Below are 22740 nucleotides of genomic sequence, written 5' to 3' on the forward strand. Positions count from 1 at the left end.
CGCCGGCCAGGGTGGTTCCCTGGCCAAGGCTCGCAACGCCGCTCCAGGCCTTGTGGGACGCGCCCGAAGGGAGCCCCCTTGGGCAACCATAACCGCGTTGCACCGCTTGCCAAGGGCTACGGCCATTGCCGGCGCGATGCGCCTTGTTCTTGGCGCCCAACGGGGCTCTGAAACGCAACGAACTTGCCAAACAGGACACTGGCCGTCAGGATCGGCGAATACGAACCACTTTCATGATTTCGATTTCCATGCCCGCGACCGTCTCGGTTGCCGGGTAGTAGGTCAGGTTGACCCGCGCCCCCGCCAGGTTTTTATATTTTTTGCGGCGACGGTATTTGAATGGTGTCAGTTCACCCTCGAGCATCACGGTATTGAGATACCACTCGCCGTCTTCGCGCTGAACATGGCTATCGACCTTGCGCAGCTCCGAGTGCACGAGGCCGGGGTGTTTCTTCAGCAGCCGTTCGGGATCCATCGACTCAAGGTAGCGTCATGCTCCGGAGGAGAGCTTGCGAACGTCAGGAAAACGGGTGCTGCAAGACGATGTTTTCGCGGCGGTCCGGGCCGGTCGAGACGATATGAACCGGACTGCCAATCACCTCGCTCAGGCGTTCAAGGTATTGTCGCGCCGCGCTCGGCAGCTTGTCCCAGTCTGTCACGCCCCGGGTGCTGTCGTGCCAGCCCGGAAAGTCCTCAAACACCGGCTCACAGTGGGCGTAGTCGGCCACGTCGGTGGGCGGGACGTCAAGCAGCTCACCGTCGAGTCGGTAGCCCACCGCCATGCGAACCGCATCGAACCCATCCAGCACGTCGAGCTTCGTCACGCACAGGCCGCTGATGCCGTTGACCATAACGGCACGCCGCAGCGCAATCGCATCCATCCAGCCGCAGCGGCGCGGACGGCCCGTCGTGGCGCCAAACTCGTTGCCCCGTTTGGCGATCCGGCCTCCAACCTTATCGTTGAGCTCCGTTGGGAAGGGGCCACCGCCGACACGGGTGGCGTAAGCCTTGGTGATACCGAGCACGTAGTCGATTTCGCCGGGTCCGATTCCGACGCCGGTGCAGACACCACCTGCGGTGGTGTTGGACGAGGTGACGTACGGATAGGTGCCGTGGTCGATATCCAGCATGGCTCCTTGCGCCCCCTCAAACAGGAGGTCGCCATCGCTACTGCGATGCGCAGCAACAGCCGCCACCACATCACCCGCCAGCGGCCGCAACGCCTCGCCCCAGGCCAGCGCCTGGTCGATGGTGGCCTCAACGTCTACACGGCTGGATCGGAGGTACCGATCGAGGACAAAGTTGTGATAATCCATCACGCCACGGAGCAGCTCGCTGGCGCGCTCGGCGTGGAACAGATCCGCAACCCGGAGACCGCGCCGGGACACCTTATCTTCATAGGCTGGGCCAATGCCGCGGCCGGTGGTGCCGATGGCCTGCTTGCCTCGGGCTTTTTCCCGCGCCGCGTCCAGCGCCACGTGATACGGCATAATCACCGGACAGGCGCTGCTGATCAGCAGCCGATCCCGAACCTGTACACCCTTGTTCTCCAGCGCCTCAATTTCTTTGAGCAGCGCGTCTGGCGCCAGGACCACACCATTGCCAATCAGGCACTGAACCGTGGGGTGAAGGATGCCGGAGGGAATCAGGTGCAGGACCGTGGTTTCGCCGTCGATCACCAGGGTATGGCCGGCGTTATGCCCACCCTGGAAGCGGACCACCGCCGCCACCTTCTCGGTCAGGACGTCAACAATCTTGCCTTTGCCCTCGTCACCCCACTGGGTTCCGAGCACCAGTACACTTTTCCCGCCCATAGCCCTCAGTGTCCTACTGTTTTACAAAGTTCAGCAAAATCAGCCCCGCCAGCATACAGGCGCCGCCGAAGGTCCGCAGAGTTTTGTCGTCAAGTGAGGCTAGCTGTCGCATGGCCTCTCGCCAGGCTGAAGGGCTGGCGAACGGCAGCAGGCCTTCGAGGATCAGCACCAGGCATACAGCGGCCAGCAGATCAGACACGCAAACTCCCCATGTATTTCTCGCGAAGACGGCAACAGTGGCTGGATAAGATCAGAGTGAGTTCCAGCGCGGCCACCGCCCGGGCGACGCGCAAGAGCGGCGGCGCGTCCGCCGGTCGCCGTTAGGTTTGAGCGGCGAAACCGCCCCGGTTGTGACACCTTCGACCACAGGCCCGACCGCTAAGCCGGCTGAGCCCAAAGCCGTCGAGGGGACGCTAGTCGACGTCTACCTGTTGGCCGAAGTAGTCGAAAAATTCCGAAGTAGAGTCCAGCATCATGACGTCACCGCCATTGCCGAAGGTTTGCCGGTAGGCCTGCAGGGAGCGGTAGAACGAATAGAACTCGCGATCTCTTTCGTAGGCCTGCGCGTAGAGGTTTGCAGCCTGCGCATCTCCCTCACCGCGAATCCGCTCGGCGTCGCGTTGCGATTCAGCCAGCAGGACGGTGCGTTCTCGGTCAGCACCAGCAGCAATTTTTTCAGCCTCCTCGTTGCCTTCCGAACGCAGCTCGTTGGCCACCTCTTTTCGCTCAGCCCGCATCCGGCTGAATACCGAGCTGCTGACCTGATCCGGAAGATCGATTCGCTTGACGCGGACGTCAACAATTTCGATACCCAGCGAACTGGCGACGCCGCTGGCGCGAACCACCAGCGACTGCATAATCTCTTCGCGTTCGGTTGAGATCACTTCCTGCAGCGTGCGCTTCGCAAACTCGGCCCGCAGTCCGTCAGCGATGATCTGGCTGAGGCGCTGACGCGCTCGAACCAGGTCTCCGCCTCCGGTGGCAGTGTAGAAATCGCGAACGTCGGAGATGCGCCATTTGACGAAGGAGTCGACGATCACGTCCTTTTTCTCGGAGGTGATGAAACGCTCCGGCTGCGCATCCAGCGTGAGAATCCGACGGTCGAATTTGCGCACGTTGTTCACGATGGGCAGCTGCCAGTGCAGGCCCGGCTCAAAATCGGTTCGAACGACCTCACCCAGGCGGAACTTGGCGGCGTATTCCACCTCGGAAACGGTGAACGCCGACAGGTAAAGCAGGATGGCGACCAGTGCGCCGACAATAATTCCTAATCCTTTCATGATCAGCTCCCATCCCGGCCGCGACGCGGCGTTTGTCTCGGGTCGAAGGTGTCGTTGTTCGCACCCGAGTCCGACCGGAAGTCAGAATTGTTGCTGCGCTGCAGTGCTGGCGTCGTGTTCCGAATGATTTCGTCCAGCGGCAGATACATCACGTTGTTGCCTTCTTTGACGTCGACAATGACTTTGGACGTGCTCCCAAGGACGTTTTCCATCGTCTCGAGGTACAGACGCTGGCGGGTGACCTCCGGCGCCAGCTGATACTCGTCGAGCAGCAGGCTGAAGCGCTGGGCTTCACCTTCAGCCCGAGAGGTGACCGCCGACTTGTAGGCTTCCGCCTCCTGGATCAGGCGAGCCGCTCGGCCGCGCGCTTCCGGCACTACCGAGTTGGCGTAGGCCTGGGCTTCATTCTGAGACTTCTCTTTGTCCTCGCGAGCCTTGATGGCATCGTCGAAGGCGTCTTTAACTTCCTGGGGCGGTCGAACCTCCTCCAGGTTGACCGCGGTGATCTCAACGCCGGTTTCGTAGCGATCCATGATGGACTGCTGGATTTCGCGAATCTGAAACGCGATCTCAGCCCGGCCCTCGAGCAGGACAAAGTCCATAATGTTGTCGCCGACCACCTGACGCATCGCCGATTCAGCGGCCTGCCCCATGGTGGCCTCGGGATCCTGCACGTTGAACAGGAAGGCCTCAGCGTCTTTCACCCGGAACTGGGTCGCCATACGCATGTCCACGATGTTTTCGTCCAGCGTGAGCATGTAGCCTTCCGCAACGTCGGAGCGAATCTGCTCGACGTTGACGCGATAAACCCGATCGATGGGTCTCGGCAGCGTGAAGTTCAGGCCGGGCTGCATCGTTTTGACGTGCTGGCCGAAGCGCAGCACAACCCCGCGCTCCGGTTCGTCGATGGTGTAGACCGAGTCGACCAGCAGCCAGACAACAATGGCTGCGATCGCCAGGAAAAACAGGCCAGCATTGCCGCCGCCGCTGCTTGATCCGCGTCGACCACCGCCGCCAAAAATGCCGCTGATCCGGTTCTGCAGATTGCGAAAAACCTCATCCAGATCGGGCGGCTGATCGCCACCGCCACCAGACTTCCAGGGGTCTTTTCCGTTGCCGGGTTCGTTCCAGGCCATGCGTAATTCCTATAGTGACGGGGTGGGCGGCGAGCCCACCATTTTAAAGTTCTCTCCCGGCAGCAGCAACATCACCGGTAGGTTCCTGCCCCGCGTTGACGGCTGAATCCGGGCATTGACCGGGCGGGAAATGGTCCGGCCACTCCCGCTCCAGCGCTTCGTACTCTCGACCGGCGATGGCACAGCATAGCTGCCAGCCGCCCTGATCTGTGGACTGCTCCTGGGTGACGCAACCCATGCTGAACAGTCTCGCGCGCAGCTTGCCCTCCGAAGGCTCGAGCGTCAGCTCGCGCTCCACCAAGCGTCCCGCCAGCTGTTCGCGGATCGCCACGAGCAGCAGGTCGAGCCCGGCGCCGGTATTAGCTGAAAGCCACACGCGCTCGCCGTCCGTCCGCTGCTGACGTTCGGGCGGCCGGCCCAGCAGGTCAATCTTATTGTTGACCACCAGCTGAGGCACGTCGCCCGCGCCGATTTCTTCCAGGACCGCCGCAACCGATTCCACTCGCTCGTCGCGGTTGGGGTCAGCGGCATCCACCACATGGAGCAGAAGATCAGCGTCCCGGGTCTCCTCGAGCGTCGACTTGAAGGCCGCCACGAGCTCATGGGGCAGGTGACGAATAAAGCCCACCGTATCCGCCAAAACCACATCCGACCCGCCCGAAACGGTTCCGTTTGGACCTTCCACCGCCGAGTAGTTCAGTCGGCGCAGTGTTGGGTCGAGCGTCGCAAACAGCTGATCAGCCGCGTAGACCCCGCCGTCGGTGAGCCGATTGAACAGCGTCGACTTCCCCGCGTTCGTATAGCCCACCAGCGACACCAATGGCACTGAGCTACGCGCTCTGGACCGACGGCTCTGCCGCCGCTGCCGGGTCAGGCGCTCAAGCCGCTTGTTCAGCGTCTTTACTCGCGCCCCAAGCAGTCGACGGTCGGTTTCGAGCTGGGTCTCACCTGGACCACGCAGTCCGATACCGCCTTTCTGCCGCTCGAGGTGCGTCCAACCTCTCACCAGCCGAGTGGACAGGTGTTTGAGCTGCGCCAGCTCCACCTGCAGCTTGCCCTCGTGCGAGCGTGCCCGCTGCGCAAAGATATCCAAGATCAGCGTGTTCCTATCGTGAACACGCCGGCACGTGATTTTTTCCAGATTCCGTTCCTGGATCGGGCTGAGCTTGTGATTGACCAAAATCGTATCGATCTTAAGCTCTTTCGCCGCCTCGGCGATCTCCTGAACCTTGCCCTTACCGACGAGCGTCGCCGCGTCCGGCGCGCCGCGCGGCGCTTCGATTTCCGCGCACACCTCCAGGCCAGCGGAAGTCGCCAGCTCTCGAAACTCATCGAGATCTTCCTGGCTATCGCGCGCCTGGAAGCGCGGGTGCAGAAGCAGCACGCGGTCGCCACCAGCAGTCGGCTGGCCAGCGTCGTTGGGCAAAAATTCGATCAACGGTCGGATGTGTCGATTGGTACTAACTTATTAAAGATGTGGGGCGCCTTCGGTCGCAAGGCAAGCGCAGTGTTTCGGCGGCGCAGAGCGGCCAGCGGTGGTCAGAGACAGACCTCGTTGTTTGCGCCCGTGAGGGCGCGTCGAGCCAAGTTACTGGTCTTCGTCGGTAATTTTGACGTTTCGCGACGGGACCACGGTCGAAATCGCGTGCTTGTAGATCATCTGACTGACAGCATTTTTTAGTACCACCACAAACTGATCGAATGAATCGATCTGACCCTGCAACTTGATGCCGTTGACCAGATAAATGGACACCGGCACGCGCTCTCTCCGGAGCGCGTTAAGAAACGGCTCCTGCAGTGAATGGCCTTTGGACATCGGGGCGCTCCTTGTTTTTTCTTAGTATCGGGGCTTCAGAAGGGGCATTCCCTGCGGATCCTTCCTGCCGCACCTAACCTGCCTCACGTAAAACCGCGTTAGCCTATACCTGCGGGCTGACGCTAGGGGTTACAACCTTCGCCGGCCGAAAGCCGAACGCAGGTGGGCAGATCCCAATCCAAAACTCTAGCACACGGGAGTGTGTAGGAAGCGTGCAATCTGGCTTCTCGCCGCGGATTTCCAACTTTTTTCCGTAGGATCCAGCCAGCTGACGTCGTCTAGATGGCGAAGCCAGGTGAGCTGTCGTTTGGCGAGCTGCCGAGTCGCCGCACAGGCTCGGGCCTCAAGGTCGTCCAGCGACCCGTGTCCAGCCAGGTGGGAGATGGCGTGACGATAACCAACGGCCCGCATCGCCGGGGTTTCTGCGGTCAGCCGCGGGTCGCTCATGAGCGCCTTGACCTCGTCCAGAAACCCTAGCCGCAGCATGGCCGCAAAGCGGTTGTTGATCTGCCCGTGCAGGACCCGCCGCTCGCGTGGCGACACGGCCAGCCTTAGGAAATTACCCGAAAATCCTCCCGATTTTCCCGCCTGCAGCGTCGACAGCGGCTCGCCCGTGATTCGAAACACCTCCAACGCCCGCTGAATTCTTTGCGGATCGTGACGATGGATGCGGGCAGCCGCGGCGGGATCCACGCGCGCCAGCTCGTCGTGTAGCGCCGGCCAACCCTTGCGTTCCGCCTCTCGCTCGAGGGCCGCCCTCACCTCAGGATCCGCATCCGGCAGCATCGCCAACCCGTCGATCAAGGCGCGAAAATAGAGCATCGTCCCGCCTACCAGCACCGGCGTGTGGCCACGAGCGGTGATTTCGCCAATCTGGCTGGCGGCGTCAGCGGCAAACTCGGCGGCGCTGTAGGTCTCCCAAGGTTCCCTGATGTCGAGCAGGCGATGGGGTGCGCGGGCCAGGGTGGCCGGATCAGGTTTGGCCGTGCCGATGTCCATGCGGCGGTACACCTGAGCCGAATCGACGCTCACCAGCTCGAATCCACCTCGTTCGTAGAGGTCGATCGCGAGCGCCGTCTTGCCCGCTCCCGTGGGGCCCATGACGCAAATGACGGGCGGCCGTGCGGCCCCTGACAAGACTAGCGTCCCCGCAAAAACAGTCGGTCGAGCGATTTCATGTCAAGCTGAGTCCAGGTGGGCCGGCCGTGATTACACTGGCCGCTGCGCTCGGTTCGCTCCATGTCGCGGAGCAACGCGTTCATTTCGCTGATTTCCAACCGTCGGTTGGCCCGGACAGAGCCGTGACAGGCCATGGTGGAAAGGACCTCGTTGCGGGCCTCGCGCAGCCGGTTCGAGTGCCCCACGCCAGCGAGGTCGGACAGCACATCCCGGATCAACGCCTCCGGATCGGCCTTGATCAGGATTGACGGCACCTGCCGAATCTTGATTTCTTCCGGCCCGGTCCGATCCACCTCAAACCCGAGTTCGCTGAACACCTCGGGCCTCGTTGCCGCGAGCTCCGCCTCCGGTTCGCTGACCCGCAGCGTCAGCGGCACCAGCAGCGGCTGGCTGCGCACGGCGTTGTCGTCCGCCGAGGTCTTCAGCCGCTCGTAGGTGATGCGCTCATGGGCAGCGTGCATGTCCACAAGCACCAACCCGGCGCTGTTCTGCGCCAGAATGTATACCCCGTGGAGCTGCGCCAGCGCATACCCCAACGGCGGCGCCTCGGCAGGATCAGCCGCGGCCGGCGCCAGCTCCATCGCCACCTTCGCTGACCCCGCTGCGCCCGATCGATAGAGGCCAGACCAGTCGGCCGCCGGCTCGCGGACGCTCAGGGGTGCGCGCAGCTGCGAGGGCGGCGCCAGCGACATTGTTGAGGTCGAGCCACCGGCATAAGCAGGTGCCGGCGGACCGTCATCCTGACCTGGCCGGAGTGATCCGAGGACGCCGTGCAGTGACTGAAAGATAAAGCTGTGGACCAGCCCCGAATCGCGGAACCGAACTTCGTGTTTCGCTGGATGCACGTTCACGTCCACCCGCTGCGGATCGAGCGTAAGCTCGAGCACAAAGACCGGGTGGCGACCGTGATAGAGCACGTCGGCATAGGCCTGTCTCACGGCGTGCGCGACCAGCCGATCCTTGACCATGCGGCCGTTGACAAAAAAGTGCTGCGCGTCCCCCTGGGATCGGGAAAAGGTCGGCAGCCCGACCCGGCCGCTCAGACGCAGCCCGGCACCCTCCTGCTCGACCGCTACCGACTGCTCGACAAAACCCTGTCCGAGAGCAGCGGCCAGTCGCCGCAGCGAGCGCGCCTCGTTGTCCGCAGGCGGATAGTGCCGGACCGCTTTGCCGTTGTGAGAGAGTCGAAAATCGACGTGAGGGCGGACGAGCGCCAGGCGCCGAACGAGATCGTCAATGTGCCGGAATTCCGTATTCTCGGTCTTCAGAAATTTTCGTCGCGCCGGCGTGTTGTAGAAGAGGTCATTCACCTCGACGGTTGTGCCGATGGGATGCGCAGCGGGTTCGCTGGCCACAACCTCTCCGCCGTCGATGCGCAGCGCCCAGGCTGACGGTTGATCGGCGGCCCGCGAAACCAGCGACATCCGTGACACCGACGCGATGCTAGGCATCGCCTCACCCCGAAAGCCGAGGCTCGCGACCTGCTCCAGATCATCGAGCGACTGAATCTTGCTGGTCGCGTGTCGCGTCAGAGCGAGCTCGAGCTCCTCCCGAGCGATCCCGCCACCGTTGTCGGTGAGCTTGATTCGGCGGCTGCCGCCCCGCTCAATCGCGATGTCGATGCGGTCGCCGCCGGCGTCAAGGCTGTTCTCGGCCAGCTCCTTGACCACGGAGGCCGGGCGCTCGATCACCTCGCCGGCGGCGATTTGGTTGATCAGCTGAGAGGGGAGCTGGCGAATGCCCATCCCCCATTGTCCTACAGGGGGGTGGCCGTTGCCAAAAAATAGCTGTCAGCGCGGGAGGCTGGGCGCCAGCACCCAACCGGAATCATCCAGCTGGGATCACCAGCACGGTGCCGACCTTGAGCATATCGCCGTTGATGGAATTGGCCGAACGCAAGCGACGCAGGCTCACCCGATGTCGTTCGGCGATGCCGCTGAGCGTTTCGCCGCTGGCCACGATGTGCGACCGCTCGGCCGGGTTATTGGCCAGCCAGGTGTCCGGTGGTGGATTGCCATAAAAGTAGTTTTCAATGCCCGCGGCAATGGCGGCAGCAATTTTTCGCTGCCAGTGCGCGGTGCGCAGGCGCCGCTCTTCCTCGGGGTTGCTGATGTAACCGGTCTCGACCAAGACCGATGGAATATCGGGTGCGGTTAGCACCGCAAATGGCGCACTTTCCACGTAGTCTTTGTGAACCGGACCGATACCGCCGAGGGCGTCTAGAATCCGGTCGCCAATCGACTTGCTGACGCCCATGCTGGCGCCCTGTGACAGATCGAGCAGCACCGCAGCCAGGGTTTCATCCTTGTCACCGAGGTTTACCCCGCCCACGAGGTCGGACTGATTGGCACGGTTGGCGAGAAACTTGGCCGCCTCACTACTCGCGCGCCGCCGCGACAGCACAAACACACCGGTTCCCTTCACCTTGCGGTTCTTGAACGCGTCGGCGTGGATCGAGATAAACAGGTCAGCTCGCGCGGCGCGCGCTTTGGCCGGGCGCTCCAGGTGGGGAATGTAGTAGTCGCCGGTCCGCACGAGCATGCCGCTGAAGCCCGGCTGGGCGTCCAGCTCCTTTTTCAGGGCTTTGGAGATCGCCAGCACCACGTCTTTTTCGTAGGTGCCGTTGAGGCCGATGGCGCCTGGATCTTCCCCGCCGTGGCCTGCATCGATGGCCACGATGATGTCGCGGTTGGCTCGTCGATCCATCTGTTTCACGGGTTTAACCGGCGCCGCGGGCGCAGCCGCTTTACCGGCCGGAAACAGGTCCACCACCAGCCGGTGCCCGTACTGTGCAGCCGGCGGCAGGAGAAAGCTCTGCACCTTGGCGCCGGCCTGGAGATCAAGCACCACCCGCAGGCTGCCGTTGTCCCGGCGGCCTGTGCGAACCCGTCTCACAAAATCGCTGTCAGCCGGGGCCGGTGAAAAGCCGTTGGCCGCTTTGGCGTCACTCAGATCCAGCACAACCCGGTCGGGCGAGTCCAGCGTAAAAAGTCGATAGTCCACTGCGCCCGAAAGGTCGAGCACGGCCCGGGTTTTGTCCGGGCTGGTCCACACCCGAAAATCCACCAGCTCTGTGGCGCCGGCGCCACCACAGGCGGCGAGCACCAGCAGTGCAGCAAGCACCCGGTAGCGACAATAATTCGAGACGAAACCCAACATAACGCCCAGGATTTACCGGATTGAGCGGTGTTTTTCAACTATTTTATCGCTTAAACGCGATAAATTATTGATTCTCCAACGTAAAAGGGGCGAAAAACCCATCCTCAGGGGCTTTTAGCGTTGCCTGCCTGGACGGCCCACCCGTCCGTTCCAGCAGGATGCTCAGGCCCGGCTCTGGGAGCACACCGAGACCCCGCTCTGGCCATTCCACCAGCAGGATCGCTCGCTCCGCCAGCCAGTCTTCCAGCCCCAGGAACTCAAGCTCCTGGGCATCAGCCAGCCGATAAAGGTCCAGGTGATAGCAGCGCCGGCCCGCCAGCTCGTAGGGCTCAACCAATGTGTAAGTGGGACTCTTTACCGCACCGCCCACGCCGCCGGCGCGCAGCACCGCGCGAGCCAGCGTCGTCTTCCCGCTGCCTAGGTCGCCGGTGAGAAATACGATCAGCGGCGCATCGACAGGTGCTTCGGCCAGGCGCTCGGCCAGCCGTGCACCGAGGCGCTCGGTGGCCGCCTCGTCCGCCAACGTCAGCTGCACGGATTGACGACCCGCCGTAGCTGATCCACCACATCTCCTGCCAGTAGACCTCGCTGACCGCCTTCGGCGGCCAAGTCTCCGGCCGCTGCGTGCACCGTCACCCCCAGCGCCGCGCCCTCGGCTGGCGTAAAGCCCTGGCAAAGCAGCGAAGCGATCACGCCGGTCAGGACGTCCCCCATGCCCGCCGTGGCCATGCCGGGATTTCCCAGGCTGCACACCTTGAGGTTCTGGCCGTCGTCGATGATGGTCCCGGCTCCCTTGACCAGCGCCACTCCGCCAAGCTCCGAGCGGGCTCGCCTTACGGCAGCAAAGCGATTGGCCTGGACCTCGGCACTGGAGACTCGCAGCAGCCGGGCCAGCTCGCCCGGGTGCGGCGTCAGCACCCAGTTGTGACGTTGAAACGGTTCAGCGGCCAGCAGGTTGAGCGCGTCGGCGTCGACCACCATCGGCCCGTCAAAATTGGCGCAGGCGTGCCAGATTTCCTGAGCCCAGGGGTCGGTACCTAGGCCAGGACCCACCGCAACCACGTCCGCCTGGTCCAGCAGCGGAGCCAGCTGATCGGCGTCAGCCACCGAGCGGATCATCAGCTCCGGGCGACTCTCCGCCACGGCCTGACTGTAGCTGGGATGGGTCGCCAGCTGCACCACGCCCGCGCCGCTGCGCAGCGCGGCGGCACCCGCCAGACGCAGCGCGCCTGGCATCCCCTGATTGCCCCCAACCAGCAGCAGGCGCCCGAAGCTGCCTTTGTGACTGTCGGCCGGTCGCGGCGGCAGGCTCGTCTGAATCAGCCGCTCGCCGAGGCGCGTCGCTGCGGGCGGAACCTGCGCGTACACCGACGGCTCGACGGCCAGGTCGTCGAACAGCAGCTTCCCGCACTGCTCAGGGCCGGCACCGGTCAGCAGCCCCTGTTTCACGCCGATAAACGTGAGCGTCACGTCAGCCTTGACCGCTTGCCCGAGAATGCTGCCGGTGTCGGCACACAGGCCGCTCGGCACGTCGATGGCCAGCACCTGACTCTCAGCATCGTTGATCTTCTCCACCGCGCCGGCAAACTCACCGCCCACGGGACGCGTAATCCCGGTGCCGAGCAGCGCGTCAACGATGACCGCTCCCTTCAACGATGCGCGGATGCCGGACTCAATTTTGCCGCCAGCGGTGACAAAGTCGGCGCATGCCCGCGCTGCGTCACCTCGGAGCGACTCGGCGTTGACCAGCGCATAGAGCGACACGGTCAGGCCCGCCTGGCGAGCCAGCCTTCCAATGACGTAACCATCGCCAGCGTTGTTGCCTGCACCGCACACGATACTGACGGATGAACCCGGCCACAGCGACTGCAGCCGATCCAGCGAGGCCTGCCCGGCTCGGCACATCAACCTATAGCCGTCGGGGTCGCCGTCGCGGGTTGCGATCGCGTCGAGTTCCCGAGACTGTTCTGCCGTGTAAAGGGTTTGGGGTAGTGCCTCAGCCGGAGCCATTGCCGGTATCCTATGGATGATGTTGCAACTTCTGGACCCCACAAATTAAACCAGACCTACCGCCAACTGCCCACCCGGATCCCCAGGCGCACGACATGATCGAGCTCGCCGGACAGATCAAAGACTGGGGCCAGGCGCTGGGATTTCAGCAAGTGGGCATCTGCGATACGGACCTCGCCAGGCACGAGCAGCATTTTCTGCGCTGGCTGGACCTTGAGCGTCACGGCACGATGGCGTACATGGCCCGCCACGGAACGCGGCGTAGCCGTCCCAGCGAGCTGATTGCGGGTACCTGCAGGGTGATCTCGGTACGCATGGATTACCGTCCGCCAGCGCGCCCGCTGGAGCAGGTGATGGCTGACAACGAGCTGGCCTGCGTCTCCCGTTATGCGCTCGGCAGGGACTATCACAAGGTGATTCGCCGGCGACTGCAAAAGCTTGCTGACAAGATCAGTGGGGTGGTTGGCCCCTTCGGCTATCGGGCGTTCGTGGATTCCGCGCCGGTGCTGGAAAAGGCGTTGGCGGAAAAAGCGGGCTTGGGGTGGATAGGGAAACACAGCAACCTGCTCAACGAAAATGCCGGCTCCTGGTTTTTTCTTGGCGAGCTGTATACCAATTTGCCGCTGCCGATCGACGAGCCCGCGGTGAACCACTGCGGCCGCTGCCGACGCTGCCTGGATGCCTGCCCCACCGACGCTATTGTCGCGCCGTATGAAGTCGACGCCAGGCGGTGTATTTCCTACCTCACCATCGAGCTTAAGGGCGCCATTCCGGAAGCGCTGCGTAAACCGATGGGAAACCGCATCTACGGCTGCGACGACTGCCAGCTTGTGTGTCCCTTCAACAAGTTTTCCGAAGAAACCGAGGAAACCGATTTCTGGCCGCGACACAACCTGGATGATGTGACCCTGATCAGCCTGTTTGCCTGGAGCGAAACGGATTTCGAGCAGCGCACCGCCGGCAGCCCCATCCGGCGCATCGGCTACCTTCGCTGGCTCCGCAACATCGCGGTTGCGCTGGGTAATGCCGGCACGAGCGAGGAGGTACGCGCGGCGCTGCAGGCCCGCGCCGAACACCCCTCAGCGCTGGTTCGGGAACACGTTGCGTGGGCGCTCGCGCAGCACCATCGCTAACGTTTCAGCCAGTCGATCCAAGGTTCGAGACTGGGATCGGGGGTTAATCCAGCGGCAGCCGCGGAATCACCCGAAAGGCGCTCCTCAACCGCCAGCGCCAGGGTTTTGCCCAGCTCCACACCCCATTGGTCGAAGGCGTTGCTGTTCCACAGCACCGACTGCACGAAGACCCGGTGCTCATAGAGCGCCAATAACGCGCCCAGCGACCGTGCGTCGAGCCGATCCAGCATAATGATCGTGCTGGGTCGATTGCCGGGGAAGGTCATGTGAGGCGCGAGCCGCCGAGCGTCTTCCTCGCTGCGACCGGCTTGGATGAGCTCCGCAAAGGTTTGCGCCTCGCTGCGCCCAAACGCCAGCGCGCTGGCCTGCCCGAGCAGGTTTGCCAGCAGCTGGCGATGATGTTCGCCATAAGGATGCTGCGGATCGCGTACGCCGATAAACTCGACGGGCGTCGGGCTGGTGCCTTGGTGAAGCCACTGAAAGTAGGCGTGTTGCCCGTCCGTGCCGACGCCGCCCCAGACCAGCGGGCCGGAATCATGAGCCAGCGGAGATCCATCGAGCGCCACCCGCTTGCCGTTGCTCTCCATGTCCAGCTGCTGGAGCCACGCCGGCAGAAGGCCGAGCCGGTTGGCGTAAGGCACCACCGCGTAGCTTCCGGCTCCGGCGAGATTGCGGTGCCACGCGCCCAGCAAGCCCAGCGTCATCGGCAGGTTGTCCGCGACGGGCGCAGTGAAGAAATGTTCATCCATCGCCGCCGCGCCGGCCAGCAGTTCAGCGAACGTGTCGGCGCCCAGCGCAACCGCGATGGGCAGTCCAACCGTCGACCAAAGCGAGTAACGCCCGCCCACCCAGTCCCACATCGGGAGGATGTTTTCTTCCGCGACGCCGAAATCCACGGCCCGCTGCACGTTGGCGCTCACCGCCACCAGATGCGCCGCCATGGACGCCTCCGGACCGAGCGCGCTGAGCAACCAGCTTCTTGCGCTGTTCGCGTTGGTCAACGTCTCGCGGGTGCCAAAGCTTTTGGAGGTCACGCAGAAAACGGTGGTCGCCGGCTTGAGCTGGGCCAGCAGATCGTCGATCGCGACGCCGTCGATATTGGCAAGAAAATGCACCGACACCGGCTGCTGATCGGACCGGCTCAGAGCCTGAACAACCGCCCGCGGCCCCAGATCGGAACCGCCGATGCCGATGTTGACAAAGTCGGTGATGACCTCACCCGTTGCGCCGCGCCATTGGCCTGAGCGAAGCTTCTCAGCGATTGCCGCCAGCTGGGCATTGGCCGCGTCGATGTCCTCCGCCACGCTGTTCGCTTCGGCACAGCCTCGATGGCGCAGCGCGCTGTGAAGCGCGGGCCGACCCTCCGTCGGATTGATCAAAGCGCCGCCACGCATTCTGTCTGCAGCACCCATCAAGCCAGCGGTGTCGCCCCACCCGCTTAGGGCGGCCCATGCTTCCGGATCGAGCCGATGGCGCGAGTAGTCCACCCGCAGTCCGGCAACCTCGGTGGTCAGCCGCCTCGCCCGCTGCGGATCATCTTTGAACAGGCCGCTGAGGGTCTGATCGGACAGCCGGCGGGCATGGCCTTCCAGCAGCTTCCAGACCTCAGGGGTGGATTGGGTCATGCCGCTTGGGCAGGTATCGCGTTTTTCTGATGCGTGATGCGATTGTCGCCATCGACATAAACCAAGCTGGGCTTGAAGTCCGCGGCCTCGGAGTCTGACAGGTGACAGTAAGCGCAGATGATGACCAGATCACCCGGGTTAGCCCGGTGGGCGGCAGCGCCATTGGCGGAAATGCAGCCCGACCCTCGTTCACCGCGGATGGCGTAGGTGGCAAAGCGGTCGCCGGTGGTGATGTTGTAAATCTCGATACGCTCGAATTCGCGGATGCCAGAGGCTTCCAGCAGCAGCCCGTCAATCGCGCAGGAACCCTCGTAATGCAGCTCGGCCTGGGTGACTGTCGCGCGGTGGATTTTGCCTTTCAGAAACTGGAGAGTCATAGTCTGCCGTCGGTGAGCTAGTAGTGCATGAATGATGGGGTTTTCGCCGCCGATATTCAATTTTTCGGCGCAGTTGTTCACTGGATTGATGCTCGGAGAGAATCCGGAATCGGACTGGACGAGTTTTTGTGTCCCCCAAAAAAAACGCGCCCCCTCAACTTTCGCTGAGGGGGCAGAATCGGAGTGACGATTACCTTAAAACAAATGCGCCCTGTGCCTTGGGAGCTTCGTGGGATGAAGAGAGGAAGCTCTTTTCCCAAGGACAGCTACAGACTAGCACCTACAAAGTCAAAAAGCCAGCAAAGAAGCAACGTTTTGTCGTTTTTCCCCAACCTGTGTCATTTTCGCAACACTCTAACTCGTCCCGCGATCGCTGGCGCCGCTACCGCGACGCCAAAAGTGATGAAAAATCCCTGAGCTATCGGTGATTTTTCCTATGTTTTGCTACCGAACGGTTACAGGCGCCGGCAGCACCAGATTGTCGATCAGGCGCGTCCCGCCAAGGCGAACAGCGGCCAGTAGCACCCACGATTCAGCGCGGCCAGGCGTCGGCAATTCAAGGGATTGCGGGTGGCGAAGCTCGAGATACTCAGGGTCGAGCCCCGCTTGCCGGAGCTCCGTGAGCGCAACTTCTCGTTGCTCCGCCCAGGATTGATCACCCTCGGCCAAGTCATCGCGGAGTTGTTCAAGCGCCCGGTACAGCGCGCTTGCCTGTTGCTTTTGTGCATCCGAGAGATAGCCGTTGCGTGAACTCATCGCCAGCCCGCTCGATTCTCTGGCGATCGGCGCCGCCACCAGGGAGACCGGAAGGAGCAGTTCCGCCACCATTCTTTCCATGGTTTTTAGCTGCTGATAGTCCTTCTGCCCAAAAACGGCAATATCCGGGCTGACGGCGTTCAGCAGGCGGGTAACCACCGAAGCCACCCCCCGAAAATGGCCGGGCCGTGAGGCGTCACACAGACCGGTACCCACGGCGGGTACATCGACCGTCGTGAAACCCTCGATACCCATGGGATAGAGTTCCTCTTGCGACGGCAAAAACGTCAGGTCGCACCCTCGGCTGGTCAGCTTCTCCAGATCCGCTTCTAGCGTGCGCGGATAGCTGGCAAAGTCTTCGCTGGGGCCAAACTGGGTCGGGTTGACGAAGATGCTGGCGACGACGCGGTCAGCCTCCTGGCGGGCGCGGTCAACCAGCGTCAGGTGCCCCTCGTGCAGGTTGCCCATGGTCGGCACAAACGCCACGGTCTCACCGGCCCAGGACAAACGTTTTTGCCGGAGCGCGGCAACCGCAGCCACCGTTTTCACAAAGTGGTGTCCAGCAACTCCACGCGGCTGTCGTCGGGGCACGCTTCGAGCAGCGCTTCCACCGTTTTGCCCGTGCCCGGCACCTCAAAATCCGCCGCAAGCTCAGCCCACGGCACCAGCACAAATTTCCGCAGATAGGCGCGGGGGTGCGGAATCTGGAGGCCAGGACGGCTGATTTGCCAGTCACCCTGCGCCAGCAGGTCAAGATCGAGCGTTCGGCTTCCCCAGCGCGTCTCACTCTCGCGGCGTCGACCCAACGCATGCTCTACCGCCATGAGAATATCCAGGACGTGATGCGGATCTGTGGTGGTACCCAGCGCGATCACCGCGTTGGTGAACGGCTCGACGGACTGACCGCCCCAGGGATCTGTCCGGTAGAGGGATGACGTGCCCAGGAGTCGGATTTCGCGGTGAGCGGTGATCAGCTCGCGCGCCCTGGCAAAGGTCCGCGGCGTGCCTTCGCGATTTCCCCCCAGGCCCACAAAGAGCAGTTCCGCCGCATTGCCATGGCTCGGCCCAAACCGCAGCTCGCTGGCAAACGGTTTGTTCACCCTGCGCCGGCCGCTCGCCGCTGGGCCGGCGACCGCAATCGCTCACGGCGCTCATCGGGGTCCAGCTCCTGCAGCTCGGTCCACCAGTCGGCCAGGCTCTCCAAGCGGGGGTCGGCAACGGCGCGCAGGAGCAGAAAGTCGTAGGCGGCTCGAAACCGTGGGTGGTTATAGAGACGCTGGGCCCGCTTTCCCTGGCGGGAATTGAAACGCGGCTGCAGCGACCAGATTTCCCGCATCGGCACGCTGAAGCGTCGGGGAATGGAGATTCGGCTCACCTGTCTGGAAATGACCTTGTCGGCCGCCAGCTCTGCCGCCGGTAGTGGTTTCATGCCCTGCTGTCGATTGGCGGCTGCCTGACGCTCGAGCGCCGGCCAGAGCAGAACGGCAAACAGGAATGCAGGAGTGGTCGGCTTCCCCACCCGAATGCGCTCATCGGTATTCGCCATGGCGGCCGCGAGCATCCGCTCCAGCCCATCACCTTCTGCCGCCTCCAGCGCCGGAACGGTATCCGGAAACAGGTGGCGCAGGAGGTTGTGCTGATCGAGGGACCGGAAGCTGGCCGCAGCGTGACCCTTCATAAACAGCTTGAGCGATTCGTCAAACAACCGAGCCGCCGGGACGTCATCCAGAAGATCCCCCAGCCCGCTGATCGGTGCTTGGGTCTCAGTCTCAATCTGGAAATCCAGCTTGGCGGCAAAGCGCACCGCGCGAAGCAGGCGGACGGGGTCTTCCCGATAGCGTGCGACCGGCTCACCCACCAGCCGCAGCCGCCGAGCGTGCACGTCTTCATAGCCCTGGTGATAATCGTGGATCGTCAGGTCTGACGGATCGAAATACATCGCGTTGACGCTAAAGTCCCGCCGCGCGGCGTCTTCGTGCATCGGTCCATAAACGTTCTCGGTAATCAGTCGGCCCTTCTCACTTTCGTGGACGCGGCCGTTACCCCGAAAGGTGGCAACCTCGATCACGTCCCGGCCAAAGTGAATGTGGGCCAGCCGGAAACGTCGCCCGATCAGACGACAGCTCCGTTTGAACACCGACTTCGCTTCCTCGGGCGTTGCGTCCGTAGCGACGTCGAAGTCTTTGGGCTCCAGACCGCACAGCAAATCCCGGATGCAGCCGCCGACCAGATAGGCCGCAAAGCCGTGCTTCTGGAGACGGTAAACAACCGAGAGCGCATGACGGTCGAAGTCCTCCGCCTTCAGGCCGTGCTGATCGGCGGAGATGATGTGGGGTGACTGGGTAATTTTTCTAGGTGCTACAGGAACTTCGATGGCGCGACATCCTACCAACGCCGCTTGCCGGGCGGCAACCCGCGAGTCGTTCTTTCGTTTCTCTTAACGAGGGTTTTACCGGCCCAAGCAACGTGCAAAAATACTGGCTGCTTTTACAGGGCCCATTGATTGTTATGACCTTCGTAGTGACCGAAAGCTGTATCAAATGTAAGTTCACCGACTGCGTTGAGGTGTGCCCGGTGGACTGTTTTCACGAAGGTCCGAACTTCCTTGTGATCGATCCGGAAGAATGCATCGACTGTACGCTTTGCGAGCCCGAGTGCCCGGTCGACGCCATCTACCCGGAGGAAGACCTGCCCGCAGACCAGGAGCACTTCACGGAGCTCAACGCCGAGCTGTCGTTGGAATGGCCAGTGATCACGGAGCGCAAGGACCCTCCACCCGACTCCGATGAGTGGGAAGAGGTCAAGGATAAGCTCCAACACCTGGAGCGTTAGCGCTCGGCTCCTGGGTGTTAGCCGAGTCGATCGCGCAGGGGTACCAGCACGTCATCGAGGACCCGGTCGGCCACCCGACCCGGCTCCTCACCGCTAACCTTAATCAGCGTCACGTTGCTCCGGTGAGCGACCACCGATAGGCGATAGGTGCCGCTGTGGTCAGCGGGCCCCTTCTTGCGCAAAAACCATCGGGAAAGAACGCCGGGCCGCTGATCGCGGGCCGTACGGTCGACGTAGTCGATGTCGTAGGTCGCCGTTTCCTCGTCCTGTTCTTCCACCTCCACGCCGAGCCGATCCAGCGCCAGCCCCAGTCGTCGGTAGACGCTGTTGGGGTTGTCGCTCAGCGCCAGTAGCTGCTCGCCTTCCAGCTCAACCAGGCGCACCCCGCTAAGGTTTGCCAGCGGATCAACCTCTTCGGGCTGCCCGACAGCGCCTCCGGCCACCGCAGAATAGGTTGAGCCCGGGACTCGCAGCGAGGTGCTGCCGTCGGGACGGTCGAGGTCGGGCGGGATTTCCAGCGCTTCGCCCGGATCGACCTTCTCAAAAGAAGACTGTTTAGGAAATAGCCCACATCCTGTCGAAGTGAGCACAAAGGCAGCGACCCCGGCTGCCAACCAGCTGTTTCTATTCATCATTTTCATTGTAAGTTCTATTCCGTCCAGGTCGCCGGCAATTCGGCAACCAGCTCAGACAAGGTCATTTTAGTCGCTGACGTGGCTGGTACCAACGGCAGCGCCAGATGTTCTTCCAGCAAACCCAGCTGCGCCAGAGCCGCTTTGACCGGTATGGGGTTCGGCTCCATCATCATCGCCCGATGCAGCGGCGCGAGCTGCTCGTCAAGCTTCGACGCCTGCTCGACCTCTCCCGTCATGACCAGGTCAGCCAGCCGAGCCATGGGCTCGGGCGCAACGTTGGCGGTGACTGAAATCACGCCACTTGCCCCGCGAACCATAGCCTGACAGGCCGACTCGTCATCCCCACTTAAGACCGCAAAATCGCCAGAGGTTTCCCCGACCAGCATTTCGATGCGGCCCATGTCGGGCACCGCCTCTTTGATCGCCACAATATTCGGGTGGCCGCTGAGACTGATAGTCGTCTCCGGCAGCAGGTCGTTTGCGGTCCGCCCAGGCACGTTGTAGAGGATCACCGGGACCGAGGCAAGGTCCGCGAGCGCCCGAAAGTGAGCCTCGAGCCCAGCCTGCGTGGTTTTCAGATAGTAAGGGGTCACGCACAGCAATGCCGAAGCGCCACACCGTTCGGCAGCCCTAAGCTGCACCTTACACTTGTCGGTGGACGGTGACCCCAAGCCAGCAATGAGCGCAACATTGCTGTCGCTGACCACATCGCGGGCTACCGCCATGCACGCCTCGAACATCTCCTCCGACAGAACGGCGCCCTCGCCGGTTGTACCCGCGATAACCACACCGCTGGTACCAGCGGCCAGCTGGCGCCGCAGAAGCTTTTGCAGCGCCCCGCGATCGAGCTGCGCGTCGCTGTCCATCGGCGTCACGGTGGCAACAATGCTGCCGCTGAAAGGGGTCGTAGGCATGATGGTTCGCGCGAAAAACGAGAGCCGCATGGTACTTGAGCGTCAGCGGCGCAAACAAGTTGCCGGTGTACCTGGCTGGTCGATCTCGATACACTTCGGCGGTCTTTATCGATCCTAAGGAGAACCTCCGTCGATGCCAGAACTGGGCAGAGTTGTACCAGACTTCAAGGCCGAAGCCACCGGCGACCAGACCATCCAGCTCAAAAAACTTCGGGGTAAGAACGTTGTCCTGTACTTTTACCCGAAAGACAATACGCCCGGCTGCACCCGGGAAAGCCAGGATTTTCGGGACCTTGCAGAAGACTTTGCCAGCGCTGATACCGTCATCCTCGGCGTTTCCCGCGACAGCCTCAAATCCCACGACCGCTTTCGGGAGAAGCAGGAGCTGAGCTTCGACCTGCTGTCAGATCCTGACGAAAAACTTTGCCAGGCCTTTGACGTGATCAAGGAAAAGAACATGTATGGCCGTAAGGTTATGGGCATCGAGCGCAGTACGTTCCTGATCGACGCCAAAGGCAAACTTCGCGCTGAGTGGCGCAAGGTCAAAGTGCCGGGGCACGCCCAGGCTGTCCTCGACGCCGTCAAGGAACTGGACTAAGTCGAGTCCCCGCCCCCTACCCGCCTGACCGCGTGAGCGGCGCCCACAAGCCTCTCGACGCACCTCAGGCCCGTCATCCGGAGCCGTTCGCTTATGACCCGTGAAAAGCGCCTCTATGTGCTCGACACCAACGTGTTGATGCACGACCCCACAGCCCTGTTCCGATTCAAGGAACACGATATCTTTCTGCCGATGATGGTGCTCGAGGAACTCGACTCCGCCAAAAAGGGCATGTCGGAAGTCGCTCGCAACGTTCGCCAGGTCAGCCGATTCTTGAGCGAATTGATCGACGCCAACGACGGTGAAATCGGTTCAGGCATCGAGCTCAAACAGCCTGGTGACCTGGACCTGAGGCTGGATGGTGAGCACGGCCAGCTGTTTTTTCAGACCCGCAACGGCGAAACTAACGGCCGGCTCCCCGACAACCAGATTCTGGCCGCGGCGCTTCACGAGCGGGACGAGCGCGGCACCGAAACGGTGCTGGTGTCGAAAGACATCAATCTGCGTATCAAAGCGTCCATCGCCGGGCTGCCGGCGGAGGACTATCAGAATGACCGCGCGCTGGACGATCTGGCGCTGCTCTACAGCGGCACTTCCGAGGTCAGCAACGAGCTCTGGGGCGTTGGCGACAAGCTCAAATCCTGGACCGAGGGCCCGCACACGTTCTACGAGGTTCGCACCGACGGCGCCCACGGCTGGCACCCCAACCAGTTCCTCTACACCGCTGGCGAAGCGGGCACGGAGGCCGTGGTGCAATCGGTCGACAACGGCTCGGCGGTGCGCCTGCGTATCGCCACCGATTACCGCAACGAACGCCACAGCGTGTGGGGCATCACCGCGCGCAACCAGGAGCAGAACTTCGCGCTCAACCTGCTGCTCGATGAGAACATCGATTTTGTCACGCTGCTGGGCACCGCCGGCACCGGCAAAACGCTCCTGTCACTGGCCGCCGGCCTGACGCAGACGCTCGAGCACAAGCGCTACACCGAGATCATCATGACGCGGGCCACGGTGCCGGTCGGCGAGGACATCGGCTTCCTGCCGGGGACCGAAGAAGAAAAAATGACGCCCTGGATGGGCGCGCTCACCGACAACCTCGAGGTGCTGACCGGCAGCAGCGAGTCCGGCGAATGGGGCCGGGCGGCAACCAACGATCTGCTGTCCAGCCGCATCAAGATCCGCTCCATGAACTTCATGCGCGGTCGGACTTTCCTGAACCGCTACGTGATCGTCGACGAGGCGCAAAACCTCACGCCCAAGCAGATGAAAACGCTGCTGACCCGGGCTGGGCCCGGGACCAAGATGGTGTGCCTTGGCAATGTCGAACAGATCGATACGCCCTACCTGACTGAGACCACGTCAGGTCTGACGTTTGCGGTCGACCGCTTCAAGAACTGGGAGCACAGCGGACACGTCACGCTACGCCGCGGCGAGCGTTCCAGGCTGGCAGATTTTGCGTCGAGTACCCTCTAGACG

At 62.6% G+C, this 22740-nt stretch carries 23 protein-coding genes; 4 read left to right on the plus strand and 19 right to left on the minus strand.

Annotated elements, in window-relative coordinates:
- Positions 1-205: 205 nt before the first annotated feature.
- The 12 genes from AAF358_24035 to AAF358_24090 form a co-directional block, all read right to left on the minus strand.
- Positions 206-475, minus strand: a complete 270-nt coding sequence (locus AAF358_24035) for a hypothetical protein (GenBank protein ID MEM7708648.1) — start codon at positions 473-475, stop codon at positions 206-208.
- A 43-nt stretch (positions 476-518) separates the two neighbouring features.
- Entirely contained in the window at positions 519-1814 is a 1296-nt protein-coding gene (locus AAF358_24040) for an adenylosuccinate synthase (protein ID MEM7708649.1), read from the minus strand.
- Between the two features lie 13 nt (positions 1815-1827).
- Positions 1828-2013, minus strand: coding sequence for a DUF2065 domain-containing protein (locus AAF358_24045; protein ID MEM7708650.1), 186 nt, complete (start codon positions 2011-2013; stop codon positions 1828-1830).
- 214 nt (positions 2014-2227) lie between these two features.
- Positions 2228-3094 carry a protease modulator HflC gene (hflC, locus tag AAF358_24050; GenBank protein ID MEM7708651.1) on the minus strand — a complete coding sequence of 289 codons (867 nt, stop codon included), beginning with the start codon at positions 3092-3094 and terminating at the stop codon, positions 2228-2230.
- Positions 3095-3096: 2 nt separating this feature from the next.
- A complete protein-coding gene (gene hflK, locus AAF358_24055) occupies positions 3097-4230 on the minus strand; it encodes an FtsH protease activity modulator HflK (protein MEM7708652.1) in 1134 nt (377 codons plus the stop codon).
- A 43-nt stretch (positions 4231-4273) separates the two neighbouring features.
- Complete coding sequence (gene hflX, locus AAF358_24060) at positions 4274-5614, minus strand: ribosome rescue GTPase HflX (protein ID MEM7708653.1); 1341 nt, start codon at positions 5612-5614, stop codon at positions 4274-4276.
- 204 nt (positions 5615-5818) lie between these two features.
- Positions 5819-6046, minus strand: coding sequence for an RNA chaperone Hfq (gene hfq / locus AAF358_24065; GenBank protein ID MEM7708654.1), 228 nt, complete (start codon positions 6044-6046; stop codon positions 5819-5821).
- A 186-nt stretch (positions 6047-6232) separates the two neighbouring features.
- Positions 6233-7147 carry a tRNA (adenosine(37)-N6)-dimethylallyltransferase MiaA gene (gene miaA, locus AAF358_24070; protein ID MEM7708655.1) on the minus strand — a complete coding sequence of 305 codons (915 nt, stop codon included), beginning with the start codon at positions 7145-7147 and terminating at the stop codon, positions 6233-6235.
- Between the two features lie 38 nt (positions 7148-7185).
- The gene (gene mutL, locus AAF358_24075) at positions 7186-8970 is read right to left on the minus strand and encodes a DNA mismatch repair endonuclease MutL (GenBank protein MEM7708656.1); all 1785 of its coding nucleotides are present in this window, start codon (positions 8968-8970) and stop codon (positions 7186-7188) included.
- 82 nt (positions 8971-9052) lie between these two features.
- Positions 9053-10384: an N-acetylmuramoyl-L-alanine amidase gene (locus AAF358_24080; GenBank protein MEM7708657.1), complete on the minus strand. Its 1332-nt coding sequence runs from the start codon at positions 10382-10384 to the stop codon at positions 9053-9055.
- 64 nt (positions 10385-10448) lie between these two features.
- Positions 10449-10919: a tRNA (adenosine(37)-N6)-threonylcarbamoyltransferase complex ATPase subunit type 1 TsaE gene (gene tsaE, locus AAF358_24085; protein MEM7708658.1), complete on the minus strand. Its 471-nt coding sequence runs from the start codon at positions 10917-10919 to the stop codon at positions 10449-10451.
- A complete protein-coding gene (locus tag AAF358_24090) occupies positions 10910-12394 on the minus strand; it encodes an NAD(P)H-hydrate dehydratase (protein MEM7708659.1) in 1485 nt (494 codons plus the stop codon). Before AAF358_24090 ends, tsaE begins: the two co-directional genes overlap by 10 nt.
- A 95-nt stretch (positions 12395-12489) precedes the next feature.
- Here AAF358_24090 and queG point away from each other — a divergent pair, with 95 nt between their 5' ends.
- On the plus strand, positions 12490-13527 hold the full coding sequence (gene queG, locus AAF358_24095; protein ID MEM7708660.1) for a tRNA epoxyqueuosine(34) reductase QueG: 1038 nt from the start codon (positions 12490-12492) through the stop codon (positions 13525-13527).
- Here queG and pgi read toward each other — a convergent pair.
- The 5 genes from pgi to pcnB form a co-directional block, all read right to left on the minus strand.
- Complete coding sequence (pgi, locus tag AAF358_24100) at positions 13524-15152, minus strand: glucose-6-phosphate isomerase (protein ID MEM7708661.1); 1629 nt, start codon at positions 15150-15152, stop codon at positions 13524-13526. The two genes, queG and pgi, sit on opposite strands and share 4 nt — an antisense overlap.
- Positions 15149-15529 carry an aspartate 1-decarboxylase gene (panD, locus tag AAF358_24105; GenBank protein ID MEM7708662.1) on the minus strand — a complete coding sequence of 127 codons (381 nt, stop codon included), beginning with the start codon at positions 15527-15529 and terminating at the stop codon, positions 15149-15151. The genes pgi and panD overlap by 4 nt, the downstream gene beginning before the upstream one ends.
- 444 nt (positions 15530-15973) lie before the next feature.
- On the minus strand, positions 15974-16834 hold the full coding sequence (gene panC, locus AAF358_24110) for a pantoate--beta-alanine ligase (GenBank protein MEM7708663.1): 861 nt from the start codon (positions 16832-16834) through the stop codon (positions 15974-15976).
- Entirely contained in the window at positions 16831-17385 is a 555-nt protein-coding gene (gene folK / locus AAF358_24115) for a 2-amino-4-hydroxy-6-hydroxymethyldihydropteridine diphosphokinase (GenBank protein MEM7708664.1), read from the minus strand. The genes panC and folK overlap by 4 nt, the downstream gene beginning before the upstream one ends.
- On the minus strand, positions 17382-18677 hold the full coding sequence (gene pcnB, locus AAF358_24120; protein MEM7708665.1) for a polynucleotide adenylyltransferase PcnB: 1296 nt from the start codon (positions 18675-18677) through the stop codon (positions 17382-17384). The genes folK and pcnB overlap by 4 nt, the downstream gene beginning before the upstream one ends.
- Before the next feature lie 116 nt (positions 18678-18793).
- Between pcnB and fdxA the strand changes: the two genes are divergently transcribed.
- Complete coding sequence (gene fdxA / locus AAF358_24125) at positions 18794-19117, plus strand: ferredoxin FdxA (GenBank protein MEM7708666.1); 324 nt, start codon at positions 18794-18796, stop codon at positions 19115-19117.
- A 17-nt stretch (positions 19118-19134) separates the two neighbouring features.
- Here fdxA and bamC read toward each other — a convergent pair whose 3' ends face one another.
- Both bamC and dapA read right to left on the minus strand, forming a co-directional pair.
- Positions 19135-19758 carry an outer membrane protein assembly factor BamC gene (gene bamC, locus AAF358_24130; protein MEM7708667.1) on the minus strand — a complete coding sequence of 208 codons (624 nt, stop codon included), beginning with the start codon at positions 19756-19758 and terminating at the stop codon, positions 19135-19137.
- A gap of 8 nt (positions 19759-19766) precedes the next feature.
- Positions 19767-20666, minus strand: a complete 900-nt coding sequence (gene dapA / locus AAF358_24135) for a 4-hydroxy-tetrahydrodipicolinate synthase (protein MEM7708668.1) — start codon at positions 20664-20666, stop codon at positions 19767-19769.
- Between the two features lie 133 nt (positions 20667-20799).
- Here dapA and AAF358_24140 point away from each other — a divergent pair, with 133 nt between their 5' ends.
- Both AAF358_24140 and AAF358_24145 read left to right on the plus strand, forming a co-directional pair.
- Positions 20800-21264 (plus strand): peroxiredoxin, encoded by a 465-nt coding sequence (locus AAF358_24140; GenBank protein ID MEM7708669.1) that lies wholly within the window; start codon positions 20800-20802, stop codon positions 21262-21264.
- A 93-nt stretch (positions 21265-21357) separates the two neighbouring features.
- On the plus strand, positions 21358-22737 hold the full coding sequence (locus AAF358_24145) for a PhoH family protein (protein ID MEM7708670.1): 1380 nt from the start codon (positions 21358-21360) through the stop codon (positions 22735-22737).
- Positions 22738-22740: the final 3 nt, after the last annotated feature.

This window comes from Pseudomonadota bacterium, assembly GCA_039033415.1.
Lineage (GTDB): Bacteria > Pseudomonadota > Gammaproteobacteria > Xanthomonadales > SZUA-38 > JANQOZ01.